Origin of the sequence: Tenacibaculum halocynthiae, from assembly GCF_964512825.1 — a bacterium.
Taxonomy (GTDB): Bacteria; Bacteroidota; Bacteroidia; order Flavobacteriales; family Flavobacteriaceae; genus Polaribacter; species Polaribacter halocynthiae.
Genome location: NZ_CAZELG010000039.1, coordinates 35,394 through 52,314 on the forward strand (window position 1 = coordinate 35,394; position 16,921 = coordinate 52,314).

Below are 16,921 nucleotides of genomic sequence, written 5' to 3' on the forward strand. Positions count from 1 at the left end.
ATTATGACAACGCTTACTTTAAATAAAAAATACGGAATAACCGAAAAGAAAAAGGCTGAATTAGATGCTTTATCTAATGAAGTTTTAATAGCTCAAAATGAAGTTGAACAATTACAAGCAATTGTAAATTCTTTAACTGAAAAATCAAATAATTTAGAATCTTTATTGGCGGTTGATACGCAAAATAAAAATACAGCATTAGCTAATAAAGAATCGTTAAATCAAATTATAGATAATATATTAGGTGTACTTATAAACTCTAAAATAACTTTTAAGGGTATTTTAAAATCTGATGTAAAAATAAAAGAAGTAGCACAAAGCATTGAGGTAGTAGTTAACAAGCTGATTTATTCGGCTGAAGTAGTTAATAAATTATCAAATCTAGTAATACGTAAAAAAGCACAAAACCCATTAATATCTGATGAATTAGTTACTATGGTAACCAATGCAGGTACCAGTGCAAATAATGCAGTAACACTTACACTTACGGCTTTAAATTCAGTTATAGCATCTCAAACAACGACCATAGAATCTCAAGGTGTAATGTCTTTAGAATTTTTACAAGCTATTCGTTTATTTGAATTTATTACAGGGTATGTTTTAGAACATAAAAACGATGAAGAAATAAATTCATTTATTAACAGGCTTTATGATTATAAAAAGGAAATTATGAATGCTACTTCATTTTCAGATGAAGCTAATTTAACATCATTAATTTATTTAGCATATGATAATGCAGTTGTAAAATATAACAGCACTTTAAGAGCAAATAAGAAAGCTTCAGAGCAATTAAACGAAGCTGAAACAAGGTTAAGCAAAGCAACTATAAAATTAAATTCTTTAGAAGCAGGTTTAGCAGCAGCCAATGCAGCAGCATTAGCTTCTTAAAATAAAAAAAGAGATTGTTTAAATTTAACTAAAACATTCATTTTAAACAATCTCTTTTTTATTAACGTATTTAAATAAGTTAGTTATGTATACTCATAAAAATGAAAATAAAGCACATCAAGCGGCAGCTAATTTAATACAACCAAAAAGCACAAAAAAAAATCCTTTTCAATTAATAGATAATAGAAAAAGTAATAAAAATATAGTACAACGAGTAGATAGTGACGATGAAGGATATGAAGGAGATTCTGAAGATGAAGAAATGAATATAGAAGAATCTGACGGCGAAACTTACGAGCCAGAATCTGATGATGGTTATATTGATCCTGAAGAAATTTATAGAGCTCCTGGTACATCTTATAGAGGTTCTCGTTCATTCTATACAGGTAAACATAGAGATACTAGAAAAAGTTTGATGGAAAGACAAACAGATTCCAGTGGGAAATTACATTCAGGTTTTGATGGTAAAGGAGAAGTTGTTAAACTTGATAGTAAGGGAAGAGAAATTAGAAAACATAAAACCAAAGGAGCAAAAAACAAACAACCAGATATAGATCATATGATTGATTTTGTAGCAATTGATGATGAAGTAGATAAATATGATGAAAGTGACATGTCGTCTGATGAAACCGAAGAGTACAAAAACTTTTTATATAACGATGAAAGTAATTTAGAGATTCTATCAAAAAATGAACACAAGGGTAAAAAGAGATATACAAGAGATACTGTGACGAAAACTATAAGGAAAAAAGCTAAAAAAATGGTTAAAGCAAAAAGAGTAGATTTTAAAGCAAGCCCTGATGCTAAAAGAAGGCTTGCTATGCGAAGAAAATTATCAAGAAAGAAAAAGTTAAAACTATAAAAGATGGAAAATATTACTAAAAAATTTTATACAGATTTTTATAATAGAACCAATGGTTTTATTCCATCTAAACCATTAAATCAAAATATATTTCCGGGTGATTTTTTTCAAATTCAAAAAGGAGAAGTGGTTGTTTTAGGAAATATATTTAAAAACAATGTAGTAGATCTAGATGAAGTGGTTTTTGAATATGGAGTAAAACAAAACGAGTATAATTGGAATTTTAGTAATGGTGTAACCAAACCTTATGCAGGTAGAGATACAGGGCAAAATATTATTGAAGGTAACTTTGGTTATAGTAAACAAATATTAGCATTTAAAGAATTTGGAAGCTTCTTCTTTACTAGTAATAATCCAGAATCTATAAAAATAGCTAACTGGAGTACAATTGCAGATGAGCTTATTATTAAGCTAACACAAGTTTTATATTCTTTTAGAGAAGTATATGTAGTAACAGAAAGTGTAACTACTGCAAATTGGAGTTTGGTTATTTCAGGATCAGATAAAGGAGAATTAGAAATAGCATCTGAAACAGAAAGTGCTGGCTTAATAGAATTATTCGGACAAGCAAATTCAAAAACTATTCAGGCAAGAGATATAGAGTTTTATCAAAAAGAAGAAAAAAAGCGCCCATGTTTTTTTAAAGCCAAAAAATTAATTGTACAACCAGAAAAATTGGAAGTATTTATAAGTGAATTAATAACAGCAAGAACTGGGGTTATTGATTGGGCTAATAACTTTTTTAAATACGATTATAAGTCTGAACAGGTATATGCGCCTAATCAATCAGCTTATAATTCTCAAACTTGTGTTTTAGATATGTTACAAGCCAATCAATTAACACCTAACACGGCATTACAATATTTTAAATGGGCAAATGCGAATTTAGATGATATAGCAAAAATGTTTGTAAACTATGCATACTAATGTAAACATACAGTTTTTATATAATGAAATATATTGGTTACAAGAGGTAATTCATAATGTGATAAGTACGTATTTAGAGCATGAAGGAGAGCGACCACATTGGACTGAAATTCCGTTACCAGATATACTAGAGGAAGATACCGTATATGCTGAATGCATTAAAAAGTGGAAATTAAATATATACGAACGATTAGCAATTGTATTGGCGTTAACGCCTCAATTAAAACCTGAAGTGCTAGATGTTTTTTTCGGAAGAAATAAAATATATGACCGAGGATTTACTGAATTTGGAGGCGTACTAGATAAAAATCATAGTGGCTTTTTACCTACAGGACAAACGTTACTGTTTTTAGTAGCTACAATAGATCCTCATTTGAGAAAAGAAGTATTAGCTATTTTTAGTAAAGAAAGTATTCTTATTAAAGAACAAGTACTTTTTATAGAAGAAACAGAAAGTTTTATTCCCAAATACAATGGAATTTTAAGTCTTAGTGATCGATGGTTTCATTATTTTTTACTAGGAGAAAAACCAAAATTAGAGCATAGTAGTACATTTCCAGCAGAAAAAATTACTACTCATTTAGAGTGGGAAGATGTTGTTTTAAATGATTTAGTAATGGATCAAGTACTAGAGTTAAGCGCATGGTTACAACATGGTACTACATTAATGAATGATTGGAAGTTATTTAAAAAAATAAAGCCAGGATATCGATCTTTATTTTATGGACCTCCAGGAACAGGAAAAACCTTAACAGTTTCTTTATTAGGAAAAGTATCAAAACGAGAAGTGTATCGAGTAGACTTATCTATGATTACTTCTAAATATATTGGAGAAACAGAAAAAAATCTTTCCAGAATTTTTGATATTGCTCAGTATAAAGATTGGATTTTATTTTTTGATGAAGCAGATGCATTGTTTGGTAAACGTACTGAAGCTAATAGTTCAAATGACCGACATGCAAATCAGCAAACATCATATTTACTACAGCGTATTGAAGATTTTCCAGGAGTAGTAATTCTAGCGTCCAACTTAAAAGGAAATATGGATGCCGCTTTTACAAGAAGGTTTCAATCCATGATTCATTTTAGCATGCCAGAAGTTAATGAGCGTTATCAATTATGGGAAAAAGCTTTTTCAGGAAAATGTACACTTCATCCAGATATAGATGTATGGAAAGTAGCGGAAGAGTATGAATTAGCAGGAGGCGCAATAATTAATGTATTACGTTTTTGTGCCTTGGCAGCTATTACAAGAAATGATACTGTAGTTACTAAAGAAGAATTATTAGAAGGTATTCGTAAAGAATTTAAGAAAGAAAATAAAACGATTTCTACTTTCTAAAGTACGGCATTATAAGAACAGTTTACAAAGTGAGGTAATCTTTAGGTTTTAATAAGTGTTTAACAGATTGTTTTACTCATAATGACATTGTCATAACAAAAGGAATTTATGAAATGAAGTGGTCTTTAGATTAAGAAAAGTATTGAAAACTATGATTTTAAAAATAACTAATTAAAAAAATGAATGAAACTAAATTAGTCAGGAAATCTAAAAGTGTATATCATTTCGTTTTAGTAACAAAGTCATGGGGAAAAGAGATTCCTTTAAACTGGCAACACATTATTATTGCTGAAGCACTTAATTATTGTGTTATAAAAGAAGGATTAATAATAAAAGGTTATTGGTTAAAAGAAAGACGGTTGTATTTAATTATAGAAAGTAAATCAGGTGAATTAAATCATGTTTTAAATGTTTTTTCAAAACAAATTTTAAAAGAGATTCATGGATATAAAAAATTAAATAATGAATTTTTAGCTTCAGATATTAATTCAATTATTTTTAATGAGCTTTTTTACAAATTCCCGTTATACAATCAGTATATCATAAAGCTAATAACAGGTGAGAAAGTAGTGTTCCCTTACTATAACCCGCATTTAGTTCGATTAAAAGATGAGATAAATAATTACAATTATTGTTCTGCTATAGATTATAGTGGAGCAATTGGACCTGTAATAGTAAAAACAAACTGAAAAAATAAAAAGGTTTGAGATATGTATGAAGAAGTAAATAAGCCAAAAGAAAATAAAACCAGGGCGGTTGCTAACTCAGTAATTCAGAATAAGAGTATTGGGGAGAAGATGGTAGCGTTGGTGGATAACCGATCAGGGAGTGTTGCGCAAAGGCAATTACTAAGAAGAATGAATTTTGAAGAAAATACAGAGAAAATTGGAAATAAAACTCAAGTAGGAATAAAGGAAAATACATCACTACAATTAAAACAGACCAAAGCTAATAAAGTACCAAAAAATATTACATCTAGTAACAGACAGGTATATCAATTAGCCAAGGGAATTACACCAGTAATAAAAATGAATACTCGAAGTATGACTAAAGCTAATCAAGTAATACATAAACCAAAATTTAAAACATACAGTCATCGCAAGGATCCTTCATTAATTCCATATCTAACAAATAAGGAAACAATTATTAGAGAAGACGCTGTAAAAAAACAACGACAAAAACAACAATCATTACTAAAAATAAGAGTTGCCGCAAAGAAAATGAAGAATACAACAATGGGGCAAGGCTTTCACGAGATACTTCCCACTTCAGAAGGAACAAAAGTATCCAAAATAACAGATGATAAGATGCGAGATGTTGCTGCTCAGATTCAATCAGGTATGAGAACTACTCCTGCATTGACACCATTAGTGAATCCTAAAGGAGGAACCAGCGGGCATACAGGAACGTATGTAGATCCAAAAAAAACAACAGCATCTCAATATACTAATGGGCAAGCAGGAGCGCATGATGAGTTAAGAAAAGCTTTTGAAGAAGGATTAAAAACAAAAGATGAAGACTTACTCTTTCAGTATATGTTGCAAGGGAATTTAGATACCACACCTCCAGGTATCGATATGATTAGAGATACCAATTTGCAAGGGAAAATACCTAATTTACAAGATGTAACAAATATCACCGAGTTTGCTAGGATACACAATAAAAATAGAGAAAAAGCAAAAGACAGAGCAAGAACGATTTGGGAAAAATTACCAGCGGCAAGTAGAAGTAAAGCCCGTGAACCTTCTCCTGAGAGAGAGCCTATAGATCAATTTGGAAAAGGAGGTGAATATTCAAAGAAAAAACAAAAACGATCACGCTCTCCCGAACCTACTTTTCCAGCAACAGACAAGTATGCACATAAAGCAGCTTGGTCAACTGAATCGATGAGGTTAGATACTTTTAAGTAAGAAAAAGAGTGTTTAGTTTCACAAAATCAGTTGAATTATAGAGGTAAGACAAAGAAGAAGATTCAAAATATGACGAGTTTAAATTAGTCCCGTTAGCCCCAAATATTTTTGAGTGTCGTATCTGATGAAAAGAATAGTAAATGTAATAATAAAGTAAGTTCATAATAACTACTAAAAAAAATAAAAAGCTTTAAGATATGTATGAACAAGTAATGAAACCAAAAGAAAATAAAAGCCCGGAGGTTGTTAATTCTATTACACAGAAGAAAAGTAATGAAAAAGCAAGTTTTGAATTTGTGGATAATCGCCAGGAATCTATTCAAATGAGAAAAGCACAAGATACAATTGATCCAGTTGTGAATACTGAAAAAGTAACACAGTTGAATAGAGATAAAGGCGGACGGAGAGGTAAGAAAAATAGACGTAAGAAAGAACATGATTTAAAAAAACAGAAAGGAAGTACTGATGTATACGAAGAACGCCTTGAAGCTAAATTAAAAGCACAGAGAAAAAAGGGATACCACGAGCGAAGTACCCGGAAGCAAGCTGGTAAATCTGCGGGACCAATTGATGTTTTAGGAGAGAGTGTTACTACTAACCCCTTTAGCTCGAGGGAAATTGAGAAATTTCCAATGAAGGGTGAGATTAATCCATCACGAGTAAGGACAGCTCAAAGTGGAGCTCAGGAGCATTTCTCCGATGGTCGTTCTATTGCTAGTACAGCTCATGAACTTCGAAACCCCAAAGATGATACAGATGTTCCTGGAATCAAAGTAGTTGAATCAGGGGGGGAACTCTACTCGCTAGATCATCGGCGTTTGGTCGCCTACCGCAAGAGTGGAAAATTAGCTCCCTATGAGATGTCAGATAATGAAAAAGATTTACTTAGGAAAAAGTCTACAAAAGACAATGGTATGTCAATGAAGATTGTAGCATCAGAGCGTATTCCTATGAGCGGTTACGATATGACAGATTTGTCAGATCATGGTGAGGAAGAGGAAGATTTCTTCGAGGATGAATATGAAATGGAAGATGAAAGTCAGGACATGGAAGACTTCTCCGATGATTATGATTCAATTTAAAGTTTTCCTAAAATCATTAAAACGTTTTTTAGCTCTAGTATTATAGGCAAGTGAAATAGCCTATAACATTGATTAAAGAAAATTAAAAGACTCAAAATATGTATAAACAAATAGAGAAATCAAAAGAGAGTAAAAGTAGAACGGTTTCTAATTCAGTTGTTCAGAAAAAAAATAATTAAGAGCAAGGTTCTGGGTTTGTGGATAATCGGCCTGATACCAATTCGGATATATAATGATTGTAAATAAATACATTTTAATTTTCGCTAGTTCAAGGCGTCAAATTTTAACATAGCCTTAGTTATATTAAAATTTTAGAACGAAGAAATAGTAGAAAAGTAAACTTATTTTAACGAGCATAGTATATCCGAATTGGTATGAGACTGTAACACAAAGGGAAATATTAGAAGCGGCACACAATAAATCTCAAATTACTCAATTCCAAATCAAGGATAATTATGACACAATTCAAAGATGGACATTCGACAAAGATAGAAATGAACTCTCAGGTTCAAAGCCACCACAAGTAAGAGATATTTTACGGCTTTGCAAGGGGAGTTTTGGAAGGGTTGGATCGTTATTTACTAACAAAAAAACGAATGTATTTAATTGTAATAAGTGAATCGCACAGTATAAAACATGTTCTAAATGTATTTGCAAAAGGTATTTATACTTATGAAAATAGTTTCGGAAAATAGATGAAGGTGTTGGAAGAATCAAGCACCTTTAATAAATTGGTTATTCAATATCCTCTATACAATCTGTATATCATAAAATTAATTACAGGTAAATATAGCCTTATACCAATCCACATGTTACTACATTAGAAAAAATGATTCACGATTATAAGTATTGTTCAGCAATAGATTATAGTGGAGCAATTGGACCTGTAATTGTACAAACGCATTAAAAATTAATATCATGGAATATAAAAAATCAAAAGTAGTTCAACAAAAAAGCAATAATTATAAAGGAGTAGGTAAAGGGGCGTTGCAATTAAAAGATAACCGTTCAAAAGCATTAACTTCTAAAAAAACAACTCAATTAAAGGGGTTAGATGAAGAGGAAGATTTACAATTAAAAGCAGACACTACCCAAAAAATGGGATTAGAAGAAAAAGATGAACTACCTATCTAAATAAGTTGCAGGAAGGTAGTTTACTGATATATAGATATGAATGGCTTCTGATGTAAAGTGAGAAACAGAAAAAACAAGTATAAAATGTATAACAATTGAGTTAAAAAGCGATGTTTTTTTAGTTCAATTATTATAAGCGAATAGAGAATAACTTAAAAAGTAAATTATGAATATTCATACTAATAAAGCGAAAGAAAGTAAAAGTCAATCAACTTCTAATGCAAACATTCAACTCAAAAATAGTAATGAGGCTACCTTTCAGTTTGTAGATAATAGACCAGAAGCAGTTGTTCAACAAAAACTACAAGAACAATCCATTCAAAAAAAAGAAAATAACACAGGTTTACCTGATGCTTTAAAATCAGGAATGGAGAATTTATCAGGCATGAGTTTAGATCATGTTAAAGTACATCGAAATTCATCGAAACCAGTAGCTGTACAAGCGCATGCATATGCTCAAGGCAGTGATATTCATTTAGCAGCTGGACAAGAAAAACATTTACCTCACGAATTAAGTCATGTAGTACAACAAGCCCAAGGAAGAGTACAACCAACTACTTTGGTAAATGGTGTGGCAGTGAATGATAATGAAGGTTTGGAAAATGAAGCGGATGTAATGGGAAGTAAGGCATTACAAATGAAGTCTGAAGAAGGTAAAAATATTGAGGTAGCTAATTCCATAGTTCAGAAAAAAAGTAATAAGAAACAAGGTTTTGAAGTTATGGATAATCAATCAAATCGAGGTTCTAATATGGTACTACAAGCTATGAATACGGAAGTAGTACAAATGGAAGGTGGAGACAAAGTTGAGGGGCATAAACATTCGAACCCTTATGATTCAGAAGAAGAAAAACTAAAATATGATCTTTTTGAGAAAGATTGGAAGGATAATGAATCAATGAAAAATAAGTTTTTGGGGATGTGGAAAAGTAAAAGAGAAGAACGTGAGGTTAGGGTGAAAGAACGAGTTGAAAGTAAAGTGAAAGCTTATAATAAAAGAAAAGATTCATTTATTAAAAGTGATGATTTACCTCTTGTAAGTAGCTATGATAAAGAACGTACTGAACCAAATCATCCTTATACGGGTTTCAAAGGTAAAGGAGAACCTGTTAATTACTTATCATATGATGAGCGAAGTAGATATGATGCAAAATTAACAAACGGTAAGCTTGTTGACTCAAAGGTATTTACGCCGCATAGTGAAGAAGGGGTGGGATTGGATGAAGCGAAGAATAAAAAAGTGATATTTACTAGAAGAGGTTCACAAGAAGATATGAGTGCGATGATAAAAGAGAGTAAAGATGGGGATAAAAAAAGAACTCAGCACAGTACTTTTAACTCAGGGAAGGAAGTAGCTAATGCAGGATACTTGAAGTTTGATGATGAAGGTGAGCTAAGCCAAGTGAAATTATCTTCAGGTCATTATGCACCAGATAAAACAAGTGGTGTAAAATTGCGAATGTGGGCTGAAAAATATAAAAAGTTTGATGAAAATACTAGTATTGTTGATCATAAGGATAATGAGGTAGATACATCTGAAGTAGCTAGAGTAGAAGCTGTAGCTAAATGGAATGAAAAGAACCCTAAGAAAGAACAAGACGAATGATTGATAGGAGTAGCAATGATTAAAACAAGCAAATATTGTTCGTGAAATCAGAACCTTATTAAATTTAATTTTTTATTACAAAATAGAAACATTAAAACAAAACACTCTTACCTATTTTTAATACGCTTAAAGAAATTAAATAAAAAGTGATGTAATTAGTATGTAGATTTGATAACAAGTCATTATAAAATGTGATAATCAAATCTAGGGGGAAGCCGAAAACTATGTAGAGTAGGCAAAATTCAAAAGCTAATTATTTATGAGTAATTCAATTTTTAATACTACAGTAGGGGTCAACTTTAGTAATACATTTCAAAGTTCAGGAAAACAAGTAAGTGCAGCTACGGCAGCTTCACAAATAAAAGCAACAGGAGTTGGAACGGTTAAAATGTTTACCTACAATCAAGCAACTTGCATTAGCGCTTTTGCCGCACAAGGATTGCAAGTTTTAGTAGATGTACCTAACGGTGATTTAGAACTATGTGCAAATAATGATACAACTACTATAAATGCTATAATAAAGGTGTTATCAGACAACTCAGCTACAATTCCAATGATTTGTGTTGGAAATGAACCTTTAGGAAGTTGGTGGAATAATGCATATTCTCCATATTTGGTAGATGCATTAACAAATATTAAAGCGGCAATTAAAGCAAAAGGACTTTCTACTAAAGTAACGGTTCCTTTTAATTATGCCATTATGGGGAATTCGTATCCACCTTCAGCAGGATCATTTAATAATGGGCTTAAAAGCATCATATTAGATGTATGTGCTATTTTAAAAGCAGATGATTCAGTGTTTATGATAAATGTATATCCTTTTATCACTCAAAACAATCAAAGAACTATTTCTTTAGAGTATTGTCTTTTTACCGCTAATAATGATCCAAGTGTATGGGTTACAGATGGAAATTATACCTACAAAAATATTTTTGATGCAATGTATGATGCTTTGTATGTAGCTTTAGGTAATAACAATTATGGTGATTTACCAATTGTAATAGGAGAAGCAGGTTGGCCAACAGGACCAGTAGCCACATATCCTTCTGCAACAAATTCTAATGCACAAACGTTTAATCAAAATTTAATTAATCATTGTAAAAGTGGTAATGGAACACCACGTAAACCAGGTATTAAAATTCCTTGTTTTATTTTCGAAATGTATGATGAAGATACTAAACCAATTGGAGCAGGTACTTATGAGCATCATTGGGGTGTTTATGAATATGATACAAAGAATAATGATTACAAAGCAAAATATACTTTGAATTTGTAATAGTTGTGTTTATATAGGTAAATAATTATTAATTACTAAAAATTAACCCTTCGGGAAATCAACATGAAAATAACAACCTACAAATACCTACTATTAATAGTTGTCTTATTATTAGTATCGGTCAATTTAAAAGCGCAAACAATAACTTCATTGAGCCCTACTTCAGGGTCTTTAGGAGGGAATACAGTTGTATCAATTAAAGGAACAGGGTTTATTAAAGATAATATTGTTGGTGTTTATTTTAAAAAACATGGAGCAGTAAAAGAATATAATGTTGTTTCTGAAACTCTTATCACATTCAAAACAACAGCTATTAGTTCACCTTCTATTGATAAAGTATACATTGAATTTAAAAAGGACGCAAAAAAAGTATATAGCTCTATAGTTTATGAATACAAACTACCAGAGATAAGCACCGTAAGTCCAAATTCAACTTCTGTAAAAGGAAAGAAAAAAATAACTATTAAAGGGAAGTACCTTTCTGGTACAACGTATGTGAAATTTGGATCTGCAGGAAATGTACCTTTATCAGTTACAGATACAATAGTTGCAGTTGCGAACCCTCCTCATGTATCTAAAGAAATAGGTGTTCAGGTTGAGGTGCAATCAAACTTTTCAAGAATAACTGAAGCTTCTAAATTTACTTATAAAAGTGATAAACCTGACAGTACTTATGTTATTTCTTTAGATAATTTAACAGGCTTAGATAAAAAATATAAAATATATGTTTTAGGGTATAGTACAAGTTCACAAAAAATGTTAACTCTAAATGGGGCAACTTCACAAGGAACTTTTAAAAAAATGCCTTCTGATAGTGGTTATGTAAAATCTTATGAATTAGTAAAAGAGCTAAAAACCATTAAAGTATCTAACAAAAATCCTTTAGTTGGGGCAAGAATTTATTTTTTTATTAAAGACACTACTGTCACTTATAAAGATAATTCAACAAAAACAAGTAATAATAATTTAGGGTTTAAATACAAGAAATTTGGGGCAAGTGTTTTTCAAGTAAATAATCCACCACAAAATGCTTTCCCACAGTATAATTATATTGAAGCCACCTTTAAGAAAGACAAAGGATTGTTTATTGATATTTCTACAGTTGATGGATTTTTCTTTCCATTATCTATTATTGCTGAAGATAAAAGTGGAAATGAACTTGATAGAATAGGGCAGCCTCATAATATTACAGCTAAAAATATTACAGCAGCTTACAAACCATTTATGAAAAAACTAATAAAGGCAGGTGAGCCAACAGCAGCTTATTATACCCCTCTTAGTTATTCCGTTAATAAGGATTTAACAGCCTTATTAAATCCAGGGTTATACTTAGAAAAAGAAACAAGTATGTTAGAAACAGTATTTGATGAAGCTTTAAATAAATTGTTTACAGATACTAGTTTAAAAATGAATATATGGCAAAATGGAACAAATAAATTTTCTGCAAACTATACAGTAACACCTGTATCAGCGATAACTTTTCCTGGAACAACAAATAAACACGGTGCTTTAAAATTTACAGCTAGTGGTGCAGAAACATTATATGCATTTAATCCTGTAGGTTTTTCGGTAGTTTCTTATCAACAAGGAAATAAAAGAGCTCCAATTATGGGAAGTATAAATAAGAGAAACGAATTAATCTTTAAAACGCCCTTACCGTTAAATACAGGATTAAAAGTAGGTATGTATGTAAGTCCAGGAGGAGGTTCTTCAGATGGAATTACACGAATTACTAAAATTAATAAATCTAAAAAAGGAATTGTATCGGTTACATTAAACACTAGTAATGCATATAGTGCTTCTTTTCAGTATAAATTTGCGAAAGCACCAATACAATATTATTACTCTTCTGGTCAAATGACATTTGCAGGAATTGGTTTATTTGCAGATGGATCTTTTAGATATCCAGGTAAATCAAATAAAGCAATCAATAACCAGACTGTAATTAACGGGTTGGAAAATCAAATAAGTACTGCGTTAAATAGAGGAATTGCTATTGTAGATTATAAAACAGCAAAAACAGCTGGTTATACAACCACAAATTGGGGAAAAGAAACAAGTTGGTATCCTAAAAACCAACCTCAAAATTACTTCTCTTACTTTTTACACACAACTAAAGTAGGCGGCACTAATATATTTACTTTACCAATAGTAAATAAAACAAAATCATCAAGAGGGGATTATATGGGAAGAGCATATGGTTTCGCTTACGATGAAAACCCAATAGGAGGTAAAGGTGGAGCACAAGTTCCTTCAGAATTCCCAGGGTCATTTCCTAAAGGAACTACTCAATTAAAATTAATATTAGGTTCTTGGAAATAAATAAAAAAATCAATAATTTTTTAAAATACTGGTTGTATAGCATTTAATTATAATTTTATTAAAAGGGTAAGAGTGTTTTTTATATCAAAAAATAAAACACTCTTACTCATTTAACATACGTTTAAAGAAAGAAGAAGAATAGCATAATGATTAGTGTTTAACTTAGAGAGTAAAATAAATTATCGAACTAAATACTAAAATTATGGAACTAAAAATTAGCCCTTCCGTAGGGGTTGCTCGATTAGGGAATAGTAGGAAGCAGTTTTGCCTTTCTCCTGATGAAATTGGTGGTCTTCCTTATGAAGCAGATGCATCTGGTAATAAATTAGGACCCATTAAAAATTTTAAAGATGACGAAAGTCAAGTAAGAAGGCAAGGGCAACTTTTTAAGGTGTTTGATGCTGATGGTAAAGAATTAACCGCTAACTCATCAAATGTTTCTTTAATGGAATGGACTGTGCATTTAGCAAATAAAAAAGCTGCTTGGTATCAGTACAGCGAATTAGAAGGAAACCTTCTTTATGGAGAAGAGAATAGTTATAAAAACCGAGGGGTAGAATTTAGAAACCCATCATTAAAAACAGAAAAAGAAAGGCAAACATTAATTATTGATCCAGGACCAAGAAGTGTGAGTGGACCTAATCAAGAGATTGGTTTTGATAAGAGCAATGTGCCTCCAGGGTATCCATCTCAGTATCCACCTGAAGAAGTTACTTCTGGTACAGCAATTAAAACATTAGGTGATCTTAAAACTGATGATGACGGAAGATTAATTGTTTTAGGAGGGTATGGAAATGCAGGAGGAAATGAGCCTCTTACTAGTTATGGAGGGTCAAATACTTGGCATGATGATATTGCTGATGGTCCGGTTTATTGTAGCATTATTTTTAATGACGGTACACCACCTGCTACTCTAGAAGCATGGGTAATTGTTGGTTCTCCAGATTTTGCTCCAGAAATTGTAAATATTTCTAATTTGAGTGATAGTATGTTTGATGTTGGAGTACGTAGTTTTAATCTTGTGCCAGGTATGTGTCAACATGGTATATTTAATGCCTCGTATAAAGTGAATTATCAGAGAGATATTTTACCAATTATCAAACGATTTGCTGGCTATCAATGGGTAGCTAATGTACAATCAATGATTGCCTTTTCTTCCAATATATTTGATTTTTCTGATCCTAGCGAAGAGAATAAGGCTAATAGAGAGAATTATTTTTCTTATTTCAGACGTCCAAATGATAAATTGAATTCAGTTCCTAATGAACCACAATCTCAGTTATTTAAAACTAATGGAGATGATTTTTTTCCAATGATGCCTTTAAATTCGGGAAGTAACTCGGTGAGTAATGAAACTATTGTGAAGTTTTTATCATTAAATGATACACAATATTTTATGCTTAAACAATGGGCAAATGGTAATTTTGAGAACAATCCAAATTATGAACCTTTTCCTATTAGTAAAGAAGATCAAGCAAGTGTAGGAAACTGTGTTGGTTTACCAATGTGTCCAGGTATTGAGGTAACTTGGAGTGTGCAAAATTCAAAAATATATGCAGCTCCTTTTGTAATTTCAAATCAAAAAGGTATTGGAGGTTATAATACTACAGGTTTAACACCATCAAGAGATGAATGTGAGGGAGGCGGTTGTGAGCCAGGCGATTTAACAAAAAGAATGGCATGTCCTTGGCAAGCAGATTTTTTCCAATGTACTGTGCAGCCTGTTAATTTTACAAACCCTAATTTTAATAAAGATACAAGAGTAACAACTACAGAAGAAAAGACTGAAAATGTTTGGGTAGGTTCTAATACTGTTTTTAAAGACGAACAAACTATAGAAAAAGATCCAGTTAAAGAACCGTTACCACCTACTTATTATTCATATTGGTGGCCACCACAGAGTCCATGGGATGTATTAACTGGTGAAACAACATTAGAAGGTCAAATGCACTCTCATTTACCAGCTGGACAGCAAATGAATTATGCTCGTGGAATTAATAGTTTTGTTCAAATGGTTGAGCATTGGTCTTCCATGGCTTTTATTAGAAACACAAACTCTCAAGATAAAGGATTTCCTTATTTCACAGAAACAGAACGCACAAATGAATTATTTTCATTTGTAGAATATGGAGTAGGACAAGTAAGTGGTAATGGAGACGATAATGAAACTACAATTCCAGTATTTTATATAGAAGATGATTTAAAGCGTATTGGAGAAAAAAATGAAAGAGCAAAAAAATTAGTCTCTTTCCTTGAAAAACGTGCTTTTAAGAAAATAAGTGTAAGTAAAAATGGACTAGGCACGCCTCGTTCAGGAACAAGAATGAGACGATAATGTCAAATGCTATAAAACATACCGATGTGCTTATTGTTGGTGGAGGTCCAAGTGGAGCCTCTGCCGCATTAAGTTTATTAAACTATTCTAAATGCGATGTTACCCTTATTGAGCAATCCGATTTTAATAAAACAAGAGTAGGTGAACATGTTTCTGCAAGTATTTTTGATTTGATAAACTATTTAAAATTAAATAAAAGTGATTTCGAGGAAAATAGTTTTATACCTGCATATGCAAGTAAATCCTATTGGGGAAGCGACAAGGTAAGTACTACGAATGCCATTTTTACTACTGATGAGGCTACTTTTCAATTAGATAGAGAAAAGTTTGATTTTAAATTAATAGAAACAGCTGCGGAAAGAGGAGCTACTATTTACCCCAGAACTAAGTGTTTAGATTATGAACAGTTAGAAGATAAAAGCTGGCGGGTATTTCTTAGTCATCCTACGGAAGGGAAATTTACAATCAAAGCTAATTATTTGGTAGATGCTTCAGGTAGGTCAGCTAATGTGTGTAGAAAAGTAGGAGGAAGTTCGAAAAAAGACGATTCACTTATGGGAGTAGGATTGTTTTTGGAATTGAATAATGCCTCTAAAAAGTTTGAACAAACATTAGAATCAGTAGAGTTAGGTTGGTGGTATGCTGCTTGTTTGCCAGATAATAAAATGGTAATTACTTTTTTTTCTGATGCTGATATTATTTCTGAAAAAAAATTACATCAGCTTGACGTTTGGGAAAGTTTGTTACAAGAAACGAATCACATAAAGCATCTTCTCAATAATACTGAGGCTCTTTCAAGTAAATTATGGGTCAGAAATGCTCATACGCAAATAAGCGATGTAAGAAATTTAGAAAATTTTATAGCGATTGGAGATGCAGCAGTTTCATTTGACCCAATTTCTTCAATGGGAATAGGTTTTTCTATTAGTTCAGCTTGTTTTGCTGCGAAATACATTGCTCATAAAATAGAAGAAGGTTCTTCATCAATTGACATATATCAAGAAGATATTTTAAAGAATTATAAACAGTATCATGATATAAAAAAAAGATACTACCAAGAAGAAAAACGATGGCCAAGGGCTGTTTTTTGGCAACGTAGAAATTAATAAAGTTTTTTTAAAAGATTAATAATCAGAGATAAAAATAATAATGAACAAGAACGTTTTGTTTTTACATCAAAAAATAAAGCACTCGCACCTGTTTAATATACGCTTAGAGAAGTTGGAAGAAAAGTAAC

Annotated in this window: 13 protein-coding genes; all 13 read left to right on the forward strand. The window is 31.5% G+C overall.

Annotated features, from left to right (window positions below; all coding sequences use genetic code 11):
* Positions 1-3 precede the first annotated feature (3 nt).
* The 13 genes from ACKTTQ_RS14690 (at position 4) to lodB (ending at position 16,790) form a co-directional block, all read left to right on the forward strand.
* On the forward strand, positions 4-888 hold the full coding sequence (locus ACKTTQ_RS14690) for a hypothetical protein (protein ID WP_408049645.1): 885 nt from the start codon (positions 4-6) through the stop codon (positions 886-888).
* A gap of 85 nt (positions 889-973) precedes the next feature.
* Entirely contained in the window at positions 974-1,750 is a 777-nt protein-coding gene (locus ACKTTQ_RS14695) for a hypothetical protein (protein ID WP_408049646.1), read from the forward strand.
* 3 nt (positions 1,751-1,753) lie between these two features.
* Positions 1,754-2,677, forward strand: a complete 924-nt coding sequence (locus ACKTTQ_RS14700; RefSeq protein ID WP_408049647.1) for a hypothetical protein — start codon at positions 1,754-1,756, stop codon at positions 2,675-2,677.
* Positions 2,667-4,019: an ATP-binding protein gene (locus tag ACKTTQ_RS14705; protein WP_408049648.1), complete on the forward strand. Its 1,353-nt coding sequence runs from the start codon at positions 2,667-2,669 to the stop codon at positions 4,017-4,019. The genes ACKTTQ_RS14700 and ACKTTQ_RS14705 overlap by 11 nt, the downstream gene beginning before the upstream one ends.
* A gap of 179 nt (positions 4,020-4,198) precedes the next feature.
* Positions 4,199-4,708 (forward strand): hypothetical protein, encoded by a 510-nt coding sequence (locus tag ACKTTQ_RS14710; RefSeq protein WP_408049649.1) that lies wholly within the window; start codon positions 4,199-4,201, stop codon positions 4,706-4,708.
* 21 nt (positions 4,709-4,729) lie between these two features.
* Positions 4,730-5,929, forward strand: a complete 1,200-nt coding sequence (locus ACKTTQ_RS14715; RefSeq protein WP_408049650.1) for a hypothetical protein — start codon at positions 4,730-4,732, stop codon at positions 5,927-5,929.
* A 197-nt stretch (positions 5,930-6,126) separates the two neighbouring features.
* The gene (locus ACKTTQ_RS14720) at positions 6,127-7,011 is read left to right on the forward strand and encodes a hypothetical protein (protein WP_408049651.1); all 885 of its coding nucleotides are present in this window, start codon (positions 6,127-6,129) and stop codon (positions 7,009-7,011) included.
* A gap of 918 nt (positions 7,012-7,929) precedes the next feature.
* Positions 7,930-8,145, forward strand: coding sequence for a hypothetical protein (locus tag ACKTTQ_RS14725; protein ID WP_408049652.1), 216 nt, complete (start codon positions 7,930-7,932; stop codon positions 8,143-8,145).
* Positions 8,146-8,311: 166 nt separating this feature from the next.
* A complete protein-coding gene (locus ACKTTQ_RS14730; protein WP_408049653.1) occupies positions 8,312-9,751 on the forward strand; it encodes an eCIS core domain-containing protein in 1,440 nt (479 codons plus the stop codon).
* 259 nt (positions 9,752-10,010) lie between these two features.
* A complete protein-coding gene (locus tag ACKTTQ_RS14735; RefSeq protein WP_408049654.1) occupies positions 10,011-11,027 on the forward strand; it encodes a glycosyl hydrolase family 17 protein in 1,017 nt (338 codons plus the stop codon).
* Between the two features lie 63 nt (positions 11,028-11,090).
* On the forward strand, positions 11,091-13,349 hold the full coding sequence (locus ACKTTQ_RS14740; RefSeq protein WP_408049655.1) for an IPT/TIG domain-containing protein: 2,259 nt from the start codon (positions 11,091-11,093) through the stop codon (positions 13,347-13,349).
* Positions 13,350-13,551: 202 nt separating this feature from the next.
* Positions 13,552-15,684 (forward strand): CTQ-dependent lysine 6-oxidase LodA, encoded by a 2,133-nt coding sequence (gene lodA, locus ACKTTQ_RS14745; RefSeq protein ID WP_408049656.1) that lies wholly within the window; start codon positions 13,552-13,554, stop codon positions 15,682-15,684.
* Positions 15,684-16,790 carry a lysine-epsilon-oxidase maturase LodB gene (lodB, locus tag ACKTTQ_RS14750; RefSeq protein WP_408049657.1) on the forward strand — a complete coding sequence of 369 codons (1,107 nt, stop codon included), beginning with the start codon at positions 15,684-15,686 and terminating at the stop codon, positions 16,788-16,790. Before lodA ends, lodB begins: the two co-directional genes overlap by 1 nt.
* Positions 16,791-16,921: the final 131 nt, after the last annotated feature.

Excerpts from the sequence above, each read along its gene's own strand:
- ACKTTQ_RS14690 (WP_408049645.1), top strand. The coding sequence starts at position 4 with ATGACAACGCTTACTTTAAATAAAAAATACGGAATAACCGAAAAGAAA.
- ACKTTQ_RS14695 (WP_408049646.1), top strand. The coding sequence starts at position 974 with ATGTATACTCATAAAAATGAAAATAAAGCACATCAAGCGGCAGCTAAT.
- ACKTTQ_RS14700 (WP_408049647.1), top strand. The coding sequence starts at position 1,754 with ATGGAAAATATTACTAAAAAATTTTATACAGATTTTTATAATAGAACC.
- ACKTTQ_RS14705 (WP_408049648.1), top strand. The coding sequence starts at position 2,667 with ATGCATACTAATGTAAACATACAGTTTTTATATAATGAAATATATTGG.
- ACKTTQ_RS14710 (WP_408049649.1), top strand. The coding sequence starts at position 4,199 with ATGAATGAAACTAAATTAGTCAGGAAATCTAAAAGTGTATATCATTTC.
- ACKTTQ_RS14715 (WP_408049650.1), top strand. The coding sequence starts at position 4,730 with ATGTATGAAGAAGTAAATAAGCCAAAAGAAAATAAAACCAGGGCGGTT.
- ACKTTQ_RS14720 (WP_408049651.1), top strand. The coding sequence starts at position 6,127 with ATGTATGAACAAGTAATGAAACCAAAAGAAAATAAAAGCCCGGAGGTT.
- ACKTTQ_RS14725 (WP_408049652.1), top strand. The coding sequence starts at position 7,930 with ATGGAATATAAAAAATCAAAAGTAGTTCAACAAAAAAGCAATAATTAT.
- ACKTTQ_RS14730 (WP_408049653.1), top strand. The coding sequence starts at position 8,312 with ATGAATATTCATACTAATAAAGCGAAAGAAAGTAAAAGTCAATCAACT.
- ACKTTQ_RS14735 (WP_408049654.1), top strand. The coding sequence starts at position 10,011 with ATGAGTAATTCAATTTTTAATACTACAGTAGGGGTCAACTTTAGTAAT.
- ACKTTQ_RS14740 (WP_408049655.1), top strand. The coding sequence starts at position 11,091 with ATGAAAATAACAACCTACAAATACCTACTATTAATAGTTGTCTTATTA.
- lodA (WP_408049656.1), top strand. The coding sequence starts at position 13,552 with ATGGAACTAAAAATTAGCCCTTCCGTAGGGGTTGCTCGATTAGGGAAT.
- lodB (WP_408049657.1), top strand. The coding sequence starts at position 15,684 with ATGTCAAATGCTATAAAACATACCGATGTGCTTATTGTTGGTGGAGGT.